This is a genomic window from Streptomyces cellostaticus, assembly GCF_023630175.1.
Taxonomy (GTDB): Bacteria; Actinomycetota; Actinomycetes; order Streptomycetales; family Streptomycetaceae; genus Streptomyces; species Streptomyces cellostaticus_A.
Map to the genome: position 1 here is coordinate 106,569 of NZ_JALLIN010000012.1, position 13,359 is coordinate 119,927.

At 74.3% G+C, this 13,359-nt stretch carries 12 protein-coding genes; 8 read left to right on the forward strand and 4 right to left on the reverse strand.

Annotation, left to right across the window (positions count from 1 at the left end):
* Positions 1-32 precede the first annotated feature (32 nt).
* Both MXD57_RS10375 and MXD57_RS10380 read left to right on the forward strand, forming a co-directional pair.
* A complete protein-coding gene (locus MXD57_RS10375) occupies positions 33-848 on the forward strand; it encodes a TIGR04222 domain-containing membrane protein (RefSeq protein WP_250401052.1) in 816 nt (271 codons plus the stop codon).
* Between the two features lie 148 nt (positions 849-996).
* On the forward strand, positions 997-2,628 hold the full coding sequence (locus MXD57_RS10380) for an alpha/beta hydrolase (RefSeq protein ID WP_250401053.1): 1,632 nt from the start codon (positions 997-999) through the stop codon (positions 2,626-2,628).
* Between the two features lie 257 nt (positions 2,629-2,885).
* Here the strand turns inward: MXD57_RS10380 and hemQ are convergent, their stop codons facing one another.
* A complete protein-coding gene (hemQ, locus tag MXD57_RS10385) occupies positions 2,886-3,617 on the reverse strand; it encodes a hydrogen peroxide-dependent heme synthase (RefSeq protein ID WP_250401054.1) in 732 nt (243 codons plus the stop codon).
* A gap of 4 nt (positions 3,618-3,621) precedes the next feature.
* Positions 3,622-5,076, reverse strand: coding sequence for a protoporphyrinogen oxidase (gene hemG, locus MXD57_RS10390; RefSeq protein ID WP_250401055.1), 1,455 nt, complete (start codon positions 5,074-5,076; stop codon positions 3,622-3,624).
* Between the two features lie 173 nt (positions 5,077-5,249).
* Here hemG and MXD57_RS10395 point away from each other — a divergent pair, with 173 nt between their 5' ends.
* Positions 5,250-6,218, forward strand: coding sequence for a DUF4349 domain-containing protein (locus MXD57_RS10395; RefSeq protein ID WP_250401056.1), 969 nt, complete (start codon positions 5,250-5,252; stop codon positions 6,216-6,218).
* A gap of 49 nt (positions 6,219-6,267) precedes the next feature.
* Positions 6,268-7,668 carry an FAD-dependent oxidoreductase gene (locus MXD57_RS10400; RefSeq protein WP_250401057.1) on the forward strand — a complete coding sequence of 467 codons (1,401 nt, stop codon included), beginning with the start codon at positions 6,268-6,270 and terminating at the stop codon, positions 7,666-7,668.
* 12 nt (positions 7,669-7,680) lie between these two features.
* On the opposite strand, the gene MXD57_RS10405 is transcribed toward MXD57_RS10400, so the two are convergent.
* Positions 7,681-7,971, reverse strand: coding sequence for a hypothetical protein (locus MXD57_RS10405; protein ID WP_374114675.1), 291 nt, complete (start codon positions 7,969-7,971; stop codon positions 7,681-7,683).
* Between the two features lie 92 nt (positions 7,972-8,063).
* Here MXD57_RS10405 and MXD57_RS10410 point away from each other — a divergent pair, with 92 nt between their 5' ends.
* Positions 8,064-8,885, forward strand: a complete 822-nt coding sequence (locus MXD57_RS10410; protein ID WP_250401058.1) for a rhomboid family intramembrane serine protease — start codon at positions 8,064-8,066, stop codon at positions 8,883-8,885.
* A gap of 37 nt (positions 8,886-8,922) precedes the next feature.
* On the opposite strand, the gene hemE is transcribed toward MXD57_RS10410, so the two are convergent.
* Positions 8,923-9,990: a uroporphyrinogen decarboxylase gene (hemE, locus tag MXD57_RS10415; protein ID WP_250401059.1), complete on the reverse strand. Its 1,068-nt coding sequence runs from the start codon at positions 9,988-9,990 to the stop codon at positions 8,923-8,925.
* Between the two features lie 96 nt (positions 9,991-10,086).
* Here hemE and MXD57_RS10420 point away from each other — a divergent pair, with 96 nt between their 5' ends.
* From MXD57_RS10420 to MXD57_RS10430, 3 genes are all read left to right on the forward strand, one after another.
* The gene (locus MXD57_RS10420) at positions 10,087-10,761 is read left to right on the forward strand and encodes a DUF3000 domain-containing protein (protein WP_250401060.1); all 675 of its coding nucleotides are present in this window, start codon (positions 10,087-10,089) and stop codon (positions 10,759-10,761) included.
* 282 nt (positions 10,762-11,043) lie between these two features.
* Positions 11,044-11,703 carry a LuxR C-terminal-related transcriptional regulator gene (locus tag MXD57_RS10425; RefSeq protein ID WP_250401061.1) on the forward strand — a complete coding sequence of 220 codons (660 nt, stop codon included), beginning with the start codon at positions 11,044-11,046 and terminating at the stop codon, positions 11,701-11,703.
* 155 nt (positions 11,704-11,858) lie between these two features.
* A complete protein-coding gene (locus MXD57_RS10430; RefSeq protein ID WP_250401062.1) occupies positions 11,859-13,154 on the forward strand; it encodes a ribonuclease D in 1,296 nt (431 codons plus the stop codon).
* The last annotated feature ends 205 nt before the right edge of the window (positions 13,155-13,359 follow it).

The window sequence follows — 13,359 nt, forward strand, 5'->3', positions numbered from 1 at the left end:
CGCTTCCGCGGCGCCTGGCATAGAAACACGTCATGTTCTGGGTCCTTCTGCTGCTTGTGGCCTGGGTGTTCGCGGGGGTCGCGTGCACCCGGCTGTGCCTGGCCGCGGTCCGCTCGGCGGACCTCGACGCCGAGACCGTCCCCACGGACCGGGAGGGCGACCTGACGCTGTACGAGGCGGCGTTCCTGTCCGGCGGCCCCGCCCGGGTCGCCGACGTGACCATGGTCTCCATGGCCCGGCAGCGGCGGCTGCTGCTGGCCCACACCGGCTGGGCCACCGTGGTGGACCCGCGGGGCCGCGACGCCATGGAGCGGTCCGTCATAGGCGCGATAGGGCCCGAGGGCCAGTCGAGGATCGCCCCGGTGCGGGCCGCGGCGGCCGGCGCGGAGGCCGTACGGCGGCTCGCCGACGGGCTGGTGCGCTCGGGACTCGCGGTGCCGGACGGGGCGCGGACGACCGTCGCCGACGGCGTCCACCAGGTGCGGGCCGCCGCGGCGGCGGTCTGCGCGCTGGCCCTGGCCGCCCTGCTGATGCCCGCTCAGGCCGGAACGCCCCGGTTCCTCGTGGCACTGTGGTTCGCGCTGCCGCTCACGCTGACCCTGAGCTGTCTCGCCATCGCCCGGGTCGAGGCGCACCCCGGCTCGCGCTGGGCCTCCCCGGCCGGACAGCGGCTGCTGGGCGCCCTGCCCCGGCAGCCGGCCCCGGGCGGCGACGAGCGGTACTTCCTGACCTGCGTCGCCGTGCGGGGCGTCCGGGCGGTCGCGGAGCCGGAGCTGCGCGCCGCCTTCGCCCACCGCGACCGGCCCCACCCCGACCGGCCCCAGGGGGAGTGGCCCGAGGGGGAGTGAGAACGTCCTTCGGGGGCGCGCCGGGGGCATTCCCGGCGACACCGCCGTGCGGTGCTTGCCTTCACCCGGAGCCGGACCAAACATCCCTCCTGTGACCGTCGGGGCGTGGCAGCCGTGCCATCGCCGCCGCGCACCGGAGGGATACGCGATGAGAGCTGCCGCCCTGTACTCGGCCGCCGGGTCCCTGCTCCTCGCGGCCCTGACGGCGGCTCCGGCGGACGGCGCCGCGGGCGCCCCGGGCACGGCGGAGACGCGCGGGACGGCGGTGGCCGCCCAGCGGGCGCGCGAGACGGGCATCGAGTTCGCCGGGTGCGACGGGAAGGACGCGCCGCGGAGCCTGGAGTGCGGCACGGTACGCGTCCCGCTGGACTACGCGCGGCCCGACGGCGAGCAGATCGAGCTGACCGTCAGCCGGGCCCGGGCCACCCACGAGGACCCGCGCGACAGCAGGCGGAAGGTGCCCCGGCAGGGCGCCCTGGTCTACAACCCGGGCGGCCCCGGCGCCTCCGGGATGTACTTCCCGATGGCCCGCACCCTGCCCGTGTGGCAGCGGATCGCCGCCGCGTACGACCTCGTCGGCTACGCCCCGCGCGGGGTGGGCCGTTCGGCGCCGCTGTCCTGCGTCGAGCCGAGGCTCTTCCTCCACGCGCCCACCGAGTCACCCACCCACCCCACGGAGCGGTACAAGCGGCAGCGCGTCGACCGGGCGAAGGCGTACGCGCGCGGCTGCGCCGCACGGTCCGGGAGCGGGCTGCGGTTCTACAACTCCCTGAACAACGCCCGTGACCTCGACGTCCTGCGGGCCGCTCTGGGCGAGGACCGGCTGACGTACCTGGGCGCGTCGTACGGCACCTACTTCGGCGCGCTGTACGCGACGCTGTTCCCCTCGCACGTCCGGCGGATGGTGCTGGACTCCGCGGTGGACCCGTCCCCGCAGAAGGTCTGGTACCGCGCCAACCTCGACCAGTCCGCCGCGTTCGAGGACCGCTGGACGGACTTCCGCGAGTGGATCGCCCGGCACGACGACGTGTACCGGCTCGGTGACACCGCCGCGAAGGTGCGGCGGAGTTTCGCCACCGCGCGCGGCCGGCTGGCGCGGAGGGCGGCGGGCGGCACGGTGGGCCCGGGTCAGTTGCAGAACGCGTTCCTGCAGGCCGGGTACTCCGACGACCTCTGGCCGAGCCGGGCCGCCGCGCTGTCGGCCTATCTGAGGGGCGACGCCGGGGCGCTGGTCGAGCTGGCCGCGCCGGACGCGGGCAGGGCCGCCGAGGCGGAGAACGCCGCCGCGGTCTACACGGCGGTCGAGTGCAACGACGCGGCCTGGCCGACGGACTGGATGGTGTGGGACCGCGACAACACCCGGCTCGCGCGCAGCGCTCCGTTCGAGACCTGGGACAACGTGTGGACGAACCTGCCCTGTGCCTACTGGCCGGTCCCCCCGCAGCGGCCGCTGGACGTGCGGACGGGGCCGGGTGAGCTGCCGCCGGTGCTGATCCTGGCCGCCGAACGGGACGCGGCCACCCCCTACTCGGGTGCGCTGGAGATGAACCGGCGGCTGGCCGGATCGGCGCTGGTCACCGAGCGGGACGCCGGTACGCACGGCATCGGGGGCGGCCCCAACGGGTGCGTGAACCGCCACCTGGACGGCTACCTGCTCGAGGGCCGCGTCCCGGCGCGGCACGCCGCCTGCGCACCGCGCCCGGAGCCGCGGCCCGGGCCCGCGGTCTCCCCCACCGCTGAGCGCCCCGAACGCGACGCCGTCAAGGGCGAGGCGGGCTGAGGGCCGTCCCGCGATCCCCGGCCGATCGGCGCACGGCGTCGGACGCGGTGCGTCGCGAGGCGGAGGGCCGTCCCGCTACCGGGCCGGTTCGGGTGATCCGACGACGCGGCGGGGGCCGTGGCCGTCGCCGCGCGCCAGCCGGGGACCGCGGGGTGGCCCTTCAGGGCCTGTTGCGCCCCGGCCCGGCCCCGCCACCGGACCGGTGACGTCCCTCCGGCGCCCGTACCGCATCCCCGGGGACACCCCCCGGCCCACCCTCAGGCCAGGCCCGCCACGAGATCGGCGATGTCCTTGCGGCGCCCGGTGAAGAAGGGGACTTCCTCGCGGACGTGCCTGCGGGCCTCGGAGCCGCGCAGGTGGCGCATGAGGTCGACGATGCGGTACAGCTCGTCGGCCTCGAAGGCCAGCATCCACTCGTAGTCGCCGAGCGAGAACGAGGCGACCGTGTTGGCGCGGACGTCCGGGTAGCCGCGGGCCATCTTGCCGTGGTCGGCGAGCATGCGGCGCCGGTCCTCGTCGGGCAGCAGGTACCAGTCGTAGGAGCGCACGAAGGGGTAGACGCTCACGTAGTCGCGGGGCGTCTCGTCGGCCAGGAACGCCGGGATGTGCGAGCGGTTGAACTCCGCGGGGCGGTGCAGCGCCATGTTCGACCACACCGGCTCCAGCGCGCGGCCCAGCCTGGTGCGCCGGAAGAGGTTGTACGCCTCCTGGAGCTGGTCGCTGGTCTCGGCGTGCCACCAGATCATCAGGTCGGCGTCGGCTCGCAGCCCGGAGACGTCGTACGTGCCGCGGATCGTCACGTCCTTCGCGGCGAGCTGGTCGAACAGCTCCTGGACCTCGTCGGCGTAGCCCGCGCGGTCCTCCGGGAGCACGTCCTTCAGCTTGAAGACGGACCACAGCGTGTAGCGGATGACCTCGTTGAGGTCCTTGGCCAGCTTGCCCTTGTTCGGGATCCTGCCGGTCTCGGTGGTGGGGACGTCGTCACTCATGTTCCTATTCTCCCGCTCCGCCGTGCAGGCTCTGCACCGGGTCGGCCGTCAGCCTCCACACGCCGCCGAGGTCGCCGCCGAGCTGGTCGACGGCCGCGTGGGCGCTCGCGACGCAGGCCGGGATGCCGACGCCGTCGTACTGGGCGCCGCACACCGCGAGGCCCGGCAGCCCGGCGACGTGCTCGCGGATACGGGTCACGCGCGCGTGGTGGCCCACCGGGTACTGGGGCAGCCCCTCGGTCCAGCGGGTCACGCGGGTCTCCAGGGGTGCGGCGTCCAGGCCGGTGGCCTCGCGCAGGTCGCTGCGGGAGACGGCGACCAGTTCGGCGTCCTCGCGCTCGAGCACCTCGGTCTCCTCGTGCCGTCCGACCGAGGTGCGCAGCACGACCACGTCCGGGTCCTCCTCGGCGATCCAGTCCCACTTCTGCGAGGCGAAGGTGGACGCCTTGATCGTGCGGCCGTCGACGGGCGGCACCAGGAACCCGCTGCCCGCGGGCAGGGCGAGTCCGGTACGGCGGTAGGCGAGGGTGACCAGGGCCATGGAGGCGTACTCGACGGTGGCGAGTTCGGCCGCCGCCGCCGGGATCTCGGCGCTCAGCAACGCGGCCGCGGCCGCGGCGGGTACGGCGACGACCACCGCGTCCGCGTCCAGCACCCGCTCCCCCGCGATGACCCGCCAGCGGCCGGACGCCTCCCGGCGCAGCCCGGTCACCGGCGTGCGGCAGAGGATGTCGCCGCCGAGGGCGCGCACCGACTCGGCGACCGCGAGCGGCAGCCGGCCCACGCCGCCCTCGATGCCCATGAACACGGGCCCCGTCTGCCTGCTCGCCGCGGCCGCGGCCTGGATGTCGCGCACAGCCTCGGTGAGGGAGTCGTGGGTGTGGGCCGCCCGGAAGAGCTGCGGCACGGCCGAGCGCATCGAGATGCGGTACGCGTCGCCCGCGTACACCCCGCCCAGGAGCGGGTCCACCAGCCGGTCGACGACCTCCCGGCCGAGCCGTGCCGCCACGTACTCGCCGACCGCCACGTCGTCGCCGATCTCGGTGCGGGGCAGTTCGGCGTCGCGTCCGATCCGGGCGAGGCCCTCGTCGGACAGCACCCCGGCGAGGGCCGCGGCGGTCCCGGGGACGCCCATCACATGCCCCTTGGGCATGGGGCGCAGGGCGCCGCGGGTCCAGATCGAGGCGGTCGCGGTGGCCGGCGGCCGAAGCCGCCCGGCGAGGCCGACCTCGCGCGCGAGGGTCACCGCCTCGGGGCGGCGGGCCAGCATCGACTCGGCGCCCAGGTCCACCCGGACGCCCGCGATCTCGCCCGGGAGGAGCTTGCCGCCCACCCGGTCCGAGGCCTCCAGCACGGTCACCCGGGCGCCTCGCCGCAGCAGCCGGTGGGCGGCGGCCAGCCCCGAGATCCCGGCTCCGATGACGACGACATGCCCCGAATGCGTACCCGTTGCGCTCATGTTCCCCACTCTCTCAGACCCCTCCGGCGGTTCCGCCCCGGCCCGGTGTCCGGGACGAGTCCGGACCGTGACCGCATCGGAACCGGCGCACCCCAACGTCCCGGACCGTCCGTGCGTCGAAGGAGCGTCAGAGGTCACAGCCGTCGTGTCTCACCGCTCCCGGGGGTACCGCCATGCGCACACCACGTCCCGTCCGACCTGTCCGGGCCCTGGCCGGGGTCCTGCTCGCCGCCTGTCTGGCGCTCACCGGGTGCAGTGCCGCGGACGACTCGGACGGCGGTTCCGCCAAGTCCGCCGCGGACGGGGCGCAGCGGCGCGAGGGTGCCGCAGGCGGCGGGGCGCAGGACGCGAAGCAGGCCCGCCGGGCACCCGCGTCCGTCCCGAGCGCCGTCATCCGCACCGCCTCCCTCACCGTCGAGGTCAAGGACGTCTCCGAGGCGCTGGAGCGGGCCCGCACCACCGCGCAGGGCGCGGGTGGTTTCGTCGGCGGCGAGAACACCGGCCGGGACTCCGACGGCCACGAGTACACGCGCGTGGTGCTGCGGGTGCCGTCGGCCCGGTACGACGAGGTCCTCGGTGACCTCCAGGGCGCCGGCCGGCTCGTCGAGCGCACCGCGAAGGCGCAGGACGTCACGGACCAGGTCGTGGACGTGGACAGCCGGGTCAAGTCGCAGCGCGCGAGCGTGGCCCGGATCCGGACGCTGATGGACCGGGCGACCGAACTGAGCGACGTCGTCACCCTGGAGGGGGAGCTGAGCAGCCGGGAGGCGGACCTGGAGGCGCTGCTCGCCCGGCAGGCGTCCCTCAAGGACCGCACCAGCCTCGCGACCATCACCCTGTCGCTGTCCGAGACGCCCGCGAAGAAGGCCGCCGAGGACGGCACGCCGGGCTTCGTGGACGCTCTGTCGGGCGGCTGGCACGCGTTCGTCACGATGCTGCGCTGGATCGCCCTGCTCCTGGGCGCGCTGCTGCCCTTCGCCGCGCTCGCCGCCCTGCTGGCACTGGTGTGGGCGCGGGTCGTCCGGCCGCGGCTGCCGCGCCGCCCGGCGCGGGTCCCCGCACCGGCGCCGACCGCGCCGGGTCCGCTGCCGCACGCGCGCCCGGTGCCGGAGCCGGCGCGCGAGCCGGGCCGCCAGGACTGACACGCGGGCCCGGTCGGACCGAAGTGGCCGCGCACCGTAGCGTGTTCGCATGAGCGTGGACGGTGGGCGGGACGGCAGGCGACGGCTGGTGGTGATCGGCGGCGACGCCGCGGGGATGTCCGCGGCGTCGCAGGCGCGGCGGATGTCGGGTCCGGAGGAACTGGAGATCGTGGCCTTCGAACGGGGCCGCTTCACCTCCTACTCGGCGTGCGGGATCCCGTACTGGGTGGGCGGTGACGTGCCCGAACGCGATCAGCTCGTCGCACGCACCCCGGCGGAGCACCGCGCGCGCGGGATCGATGTGCGCACGCGCACCGAGGTCGTGGAGATCGACGTGGCCGGGCAGCGGGTACGCGCGCGCGACGTCGACTCCGGCGCGGAGTCGTGGACGTCGTACGACGGACTGGTCATCGGCACCGGCGCCCGTCCGGTCCGCCCCGACATGCCGGGCGTGGACGCGCCGGGCGTGCACGGGGTGCAGACCCTGGACGACGGCGAGGCGCTGCTGGACTCCCTGGAGCGGGCGCCAGGCCGTCGCGCGGTGGTGGTGGGCGCCGGCTACATCGGTGTCGAGATGGCCGAGGCGCTGATCAACCGGGGCTTCGAGGTGACGGTCGTCAACCGCGGCCGGGAGCCCATGTCGACCCTGGACCCGGACATGGGCCGCATGGTGCACGGGGCCATGGAGGGCCTCGGCATCACCATGGTGAACGACGCCGAGGTGACCAGGGTGCTCACCGGCGAGGACGGCCGGATCCGCGCGGTGGCCACCGAGGGCGCCGAGTACCCGGCGGACGTCGTGGTGCTGGGCATCGGTGTGCGCCCGGAGACCTCGCTCGCCCGCGCGGCGGGGCTGCCGGTCGGTGCGCACGGCGGTCTGCTCACCGATCTCGCGATGCGGGTACGCGGCCACGGGAACATCTGGGCGGGCGGCGACTGCGTCGAGGTGCTGAACCTGGTCTCCGGGCAGGAACAGTACGTTCCGCTGGGCACGCACGCCAACAAGCACGGCCAGGTCATCGGCACCAACGCGGGCGGTGGGTACGCCACCTTCCCGGGTGTGGTCGGCACGGCGGTCAGCAAGGTCTGCGACCTGGAGATCGCGCGCACCGGCCTGCGCGAGAAGGACGCCCACCGGGCGGGCCTGCGGTTCGAGACGGTCACCATCGAGTCGACCAGCCGGGCCGGCTACTACCCCGGGGCCTCCCCGATGACGGTGAAGATGCTCGCCGAGCGCGGTACGGGCCGGCTGCTCGGCGTCCAGATCGTCGGCAGGGAGGGCGCGGCCAAGCGGGTCGACATCGCGGCGGTGGCGCTGACCGCGCGGATGACGGTGCAGCAGATGACGTCCCTGGACCTCGGGTACGCCCCGCCCTTCTCGCCGGTGTGGGACCCGGTCCTGGTGGCGGCGAGAAAGGCGACGGCCAAGGTGCGGGCGGGCCGGCCGTAGGCGGCGGGCGGTTCAGGCGGTCGTGCTGATCCGCGGCAGGGAGGTGACGCCCCCGCCGGCCGGCGTGGCCGCGGGCTGCTCCCCCGCGGGTTTGGCGTGCGAGGCGGACGGACGGGTGGACCGCAGCCGGTAGCTCACCGCCTCGTCCAGCGTCACCGGCCGCTGCATCTGCGCCGCCAGCCGCCCGGCCTCCTGACCGAGCCGGGCGACGTCCTCCCAGGGGATGCGTATCACCAAGGACAGCTCGGCCTCGCCGTCGGGCAGCGCCTGCATCGCCGGCACCTGCGGAGCGTTCGCGTTCATCGCCTGATCCTCACGTCGGTTGAGGGGAGATACGCGACCGCGCGCGCCGGCGTTCACCGATTCACGCGCCGTTTCCCGGGCAGTACTCCTGTGTGGTCATCCCCGTCCATGACGTGAACCCGGCGCGCCGCACCCCGTACGTGACGTACGTCCTCGTGGCCGCCAACGTCCTCGTCTTCCTCCTCACTCCCGGCACCGTTTCGGTGCCGGGTTCGAGCGAACTGGCGCAGCTCTGCCACCTGCAGGCCTTCATGGACCACTACGCGGCGGTCCCCCAGGAGCTGATCCACCATCAGATGCCGCGGGCGGTCCCGACCGGCGGCGTGGGCGTGGGCCCGCACGGCCCGGGCTGCGTGGTGGCACCGCCCGCGTACGACAAGTCCCCGGCGCTGTCCGTGTTCACGGCGATGTTCCTGCACGGCGGCTGGCTGCACCTGCTGGGCAACATGCTGTTCCTGATGATCTTCGGCAACAACGTCGAGGACCGGATGGGACACATCCGCTACTTCCTCTTCTACGTCTTCTGCGGCTACGCGGCCGGCTACGGCTTCGCACTGCTCAACGCCGCCTCCGCCGACCCGCTGATCGGCGCGTCCGGGGCGATCGCCGGCGTGCTGGGCGCCTATCTGGTGCTGTATCCGAGGGCGCGGGTCTGGGTCCTGGTCCCGTTCCTGGTCTTCCTGCCGCTGCGGCTGCCGGCCTGGCTGGTGCTGGGCTTCTGGTTCGGGCTGCAGGCGGTGTACTCCTCCGGGCACGGGGTGTCCGGCGCCGGGACGGTGGCGTACGCGGCCCATGTGGTCGGTTTCGTGGTGGGCATGCTGCTGGCCTGGCCGCTCAAGCCGGGTACCCCTCCACCGCCGGAGCCGCGCCGCCTGGTGTTCGGCAGGCAGGCGCGACCCCGTCAGGTGTGGTGAGCCGCGGGTGCGGTGAGCGCGCGGCGGGCGGCTCCGCTCAGCGGGCGGTGCGGGTGTGGACGTACTCCACGAGCCGGGTCAGCGCGTCCGGGTCGGTGTTCGGCATGACGCCGTGACCGAGGTTGAAGACATGGCCCTCCAGACCGGCGGCCGCGTCGAGCACCTCGCCGGCCCGGGCCTCGACGGTGTCCTTGTCGGTGAACAGCACCGTCGGGTCCAGGTTGCCCTGGAGCGCCCTGCCGGGGCCGACGCGCCGGACGGCCTCGTCCAGCGGGACGCGCCAGTCGACGCCGACCACGTCGGCGCCGGCCTCGCCCATCAGCCCCAGCAGCTCGCCGGTGCCGACGCCGAAGTGGATGCGCGGGACGCCGTACCCGGCGACGGCGTCGAACACCTTCGCCGAGGCGGACATGACCGACTTCCGGTAGTCGGCGGGGGCCAGCGCGCCGACCCAGGAGTCGAAGAGCTGGACGGCCGAGGCGCCGGCCTCGATCTGCACCTTCAGGAACGCGGCCGTGATGTCGGCGAGGCGGTCCAGCAGGTCGGCCCAGAGCTGCGGGTCGCCGTACATCATCGCCTTGGCGTTCTCGTACGTGCGCGACGGGCCGCCCTCGACCAGGTAGCTCGCCAGGGTGAACGGCGCCCCGGCGAAACCGATCAGCGGGGTCCCGCCCAGCTCGCGGGTGAGCAGGCCGATCGCCTCGGTGACGTAGGAGACGTCCTCGGGCGTCAGGTCGCGCAGCCGGGCCAGGTCCGCGCGGGTGCGGACGGGCTGCTCCACGACCGGGCCGACGCCGGGCTTGATGTCCAGGTCGAGGCCGATGGCCTTGAGCGGGACGACGATGTCGCTGAAGTAGATCGCCGCGTCCACGTTGTGCCGGCGCACCGGCTGCAGCGTGATCTCGGTGACCAGCTCGGGACGCATGCAGGACTCGAGCATCGGGACGCCCTCGCGCACCTTGCGGTACTCGGGCAGTGAGCGGCCGGCCTGGCGCATGAACCACACGGGGGTGTGCGGCACGGGTTCACGCCTGCACGCCTTGAGGAAGGCGCTGTCGTACGTAGCGGTCGGCTGCTGGCCCGTGGGGCTTCCGTTGGCACTCACGTCGGCAAGTCTCGCACGGCCGCGAAGCGAGAAGTGCGGCCGCCCTCAGGGGTGTCCTCCCTGCACCGGGGCACCGTTCCCCTTACTCTTCCCCGCATGGCTGCGGCTCAGGGACGATCGTCGGACGGCGCTGACGGAATGGACGACGGGAAGGACTCCGCTCAGGCGGAGAGCCGGACGGGCACGGCGCCACCGGCGTTCCGGGCCGCGGTCGACGCGCTGCGCACCGCGCGGCTGCGGCCGCAGATCGAGGTGGAGCCGACGCCCGCCCCGCGGCGGCTCGCGCCCTTCGCGTACGCGCTGGAGGCCGCGGTCGTCGACGGCGACGAGGACCTGGCGGACGGCCGGCTGGTGCTGCTGCACGACCCGGCCGGGCACGAGGCCTGGCACGGCACCTTCCGGCTGGTGACGCTGGTGCGCGCGGAGCTGGAGCCGGAGATGGCGGCCGATCCGCTGCTGCCGGAGGTGTGCTGGTCGTGGCTGACCGGGGCGCTGCAGGCGCGCGGCCTGACGTACGGCGAGCCGAGCGGCACCGTCACGCGGGCGAGTTCGCACTACTTCGGCGGGCTGTCCGCCCGCCCGGCCGCCTCCCAGATCGAGATCCGCGCCTCCTGGACACCGCGCGAGGGCCGCGGCGGCACGCCGGACACCGCCGCGCACCTGGCCTCGTGGTGCGATCTGCTGGCCCAGGTGGGCGGGCTCCCGCCGGCCGGTCCGGGCGACTCCTCGGTGGTGACCCTGCCGCAGCGCAGGGGCCCGCAGCCACGGTGACCTGACCACCGGTCGGACCGGATTCATCCTCCTGGGCGCCCTATTGACACTCTCTTTGTCGATACGACCACTTTCTGACCTCGAATCGCATCGGCTCGAACCGATTCGACCTTCGGGTGATCGACCGCATGTCCGAATTGAACGGATTGTTACTCACTAGATCGTGATCATTCTCTAAAGGCGCACGGCTCTGCTGCCGAAGACGACTGTGACCCTGAAAGCACGTTTCGCCCCGGCTTCCCTCCCCCCAAGCCGGCCCCTTCCCCCCACCCAGGAGGCCTGGTGTCCGTTCTCCTCGAGCAGCCCGCAAGCCTGGTCGCCTACCGCCCGAACAAGCCGACCGCCATGGTGGTCGTGGCCGACCCGCGCGTCCGTTCCACCGTCACCCGCCATCTGTGGGCCCTCGGTGTGCGCGACGTGATCGAGGCCTCGTCCGTCGCGGAGGCTCGTCCCCGCATCGGCAACCCCCGCGACATCTGCGTCGCCGACGTCCACCTGCCCGACGGCTCCGGCCTCACCCTGCTGTCCGAGACCCGCGCCGCGGGCTGGCCCAACGGGCTGGCACTCTCGGCCGCCGACGACATCGGCGCCGTCCGCAACGCCCTCGCGGGCGGGGTCAAGGGCTACGTCGTCACCGGAACCCGAACCAACATCGGCCTCCCCACCCGTCCCGGCGCCGCTCCCCTCGGCGCCGCCGCCCGCATGCACCGCCGCCCCCCGGGTGCCCCGAGCCACCCGGGCGGCTACCGCGAGCTGTCCGGGCGGGAGGTCGAGGTGCTCCGCCTGGTCGCCGAGGGCCAGTCCAACAAGGCGATCGGCGTCTCCATGGGCCTGTCCGCACTGACCGTGAAGAGCCACCTGGCCCGCATCGCCCGCAAGCTCGGCACCGGTGACCGGGCCGGCATGGTGGCCGTGGCGCTGCGGACCGGCATCATCCACTGACCTCGACCGAGTCCTCCCTACACATCGTGATCACGCCATCCGTTCACCCGTACGAACCGGAAGTTTCACCGGCCTGACTGGTTTACGACCCTGCGGCGCCCGTCGACGGAACGTTCCGTCGACGGGCGCCGTGCGCACACGGATACCCTTGACAGGTGACCGACGCCCAAGAGACCGCAGCAGACAGTTCCGTGCGCACCAGCGGAGGTACCCCTCCGGACGACGCCGGGGCCTCTGTGCTGGGGGCGCCGACTCCGCTGCTCGAACCCCGCGAGGGCATTCCGCCCGTGATCGCCGACGAGGCCGCGCTCGCGGAGGTGATCGCCGCCTTCGCCGCCGGCTCCGGCCCGGTCGCCGTGGACGCCGAGCGCGCCTCCGGATACCGCTACGGCCAGCGCGCCTACCTGGTGCAGCTCCGCCGCGAGGGTGCGGGCAGCGCGCTCGTCGATCCCGTCGCCTGCCCCGACCTCTCCGGTCTCGGCGAGGCGCTGACCGGCGTCGAGTGGGTGCTGCACGCCGCCACCCAGGACCTGCCCTGCCTGCGCGAGATAGGCATGGTCCCGACCCGGCTGTTCGACACCGAGCTGGCCGGCCGGCTCGCCGGGTTCCCCCGGGTCGGCCTCGGCGCCATGGTCGAGGGCGTGCTCGGTTTCGTGCTGGAGAAGGGCCACTCCGCCGTCGACTGGTCGACCCGGCCGCTGCCCGAGCCCTGGCTGCGCTACGCCGCCCTGGACGTCGAGCTCCTGGTGGACCTGCGGGACGCCCTGGAGAAGGAACTGGACCGGCAGGGCAAGCTCGACTGGGCGCTCCAGGAGTTCGGGGCGATCGCGGCGGCGCCACCCGCCGAACCCCGCAAGGACCCCTGGCGCCGTACGTCCGGGATGCACAAGGTGCGCCGGCGCCGGCAGCTCGCCGTCGTGCGGGAGCTGTGGCAGACACGGGACCGCATCGCACAGCGGCGGGACGTGTCACCGGGCAAGGTGCTGTCGGACGCGGCCATCGTGGAGGCCGCGCTCTCGCTTCCGGCCAACGCGCACGCGCTGGCCGCGCTGAACGGGTTCGGGCACCGGGTGGGGCGCCGGCAGCTCGACCAGTGGCAGGCCGCGGTCGACCGCGCCAAGGCGCTGCCCGAGGCGCAACTCCCCCAGCCGGGCCAGCCGGTCACCGGACCGCCGCCGCCGCGGGCGTGGGCCGACAAGGATCCCGCCGCGGCGGCCCGGCTGTCGGCCGCGCGGTCGGGGGTCTCGGAGCTGGCCGAGCAGCTCGGCATGCCCCAGGAGAACCTGGTCTCCCCCGACACCGTGCGGCGCGTGTGCTGGGAGCCGCCGGCCGCGGTGGACGCCGGGACGGTCGCGGAGGCGCTGACCGGACACGGTGCGCGGCCCTGGCAGGTGGAGCAGGTGACACCCGTGCTGGTGGCTGCGCTCTCGAGCGCCGGCGCGGACGCCTGAGGCGAACCGGCCCGAAGCGAAACCCGTACGTCGCATTCACGCCAAGATCCTGGGCACGTCCGTGCGCCCCACTGCGGAATCCAGGGTGGCGCCACACTCGCCGCTCCGGGCCGGGGGCCCGCGTTCTCCGGGGAACACGGGCGCCGTCCGCGTCGGCGGCGCAAGCGGTGCCGGCATCCCGCCCGGCGCTCCGGCGCCGGCGCCT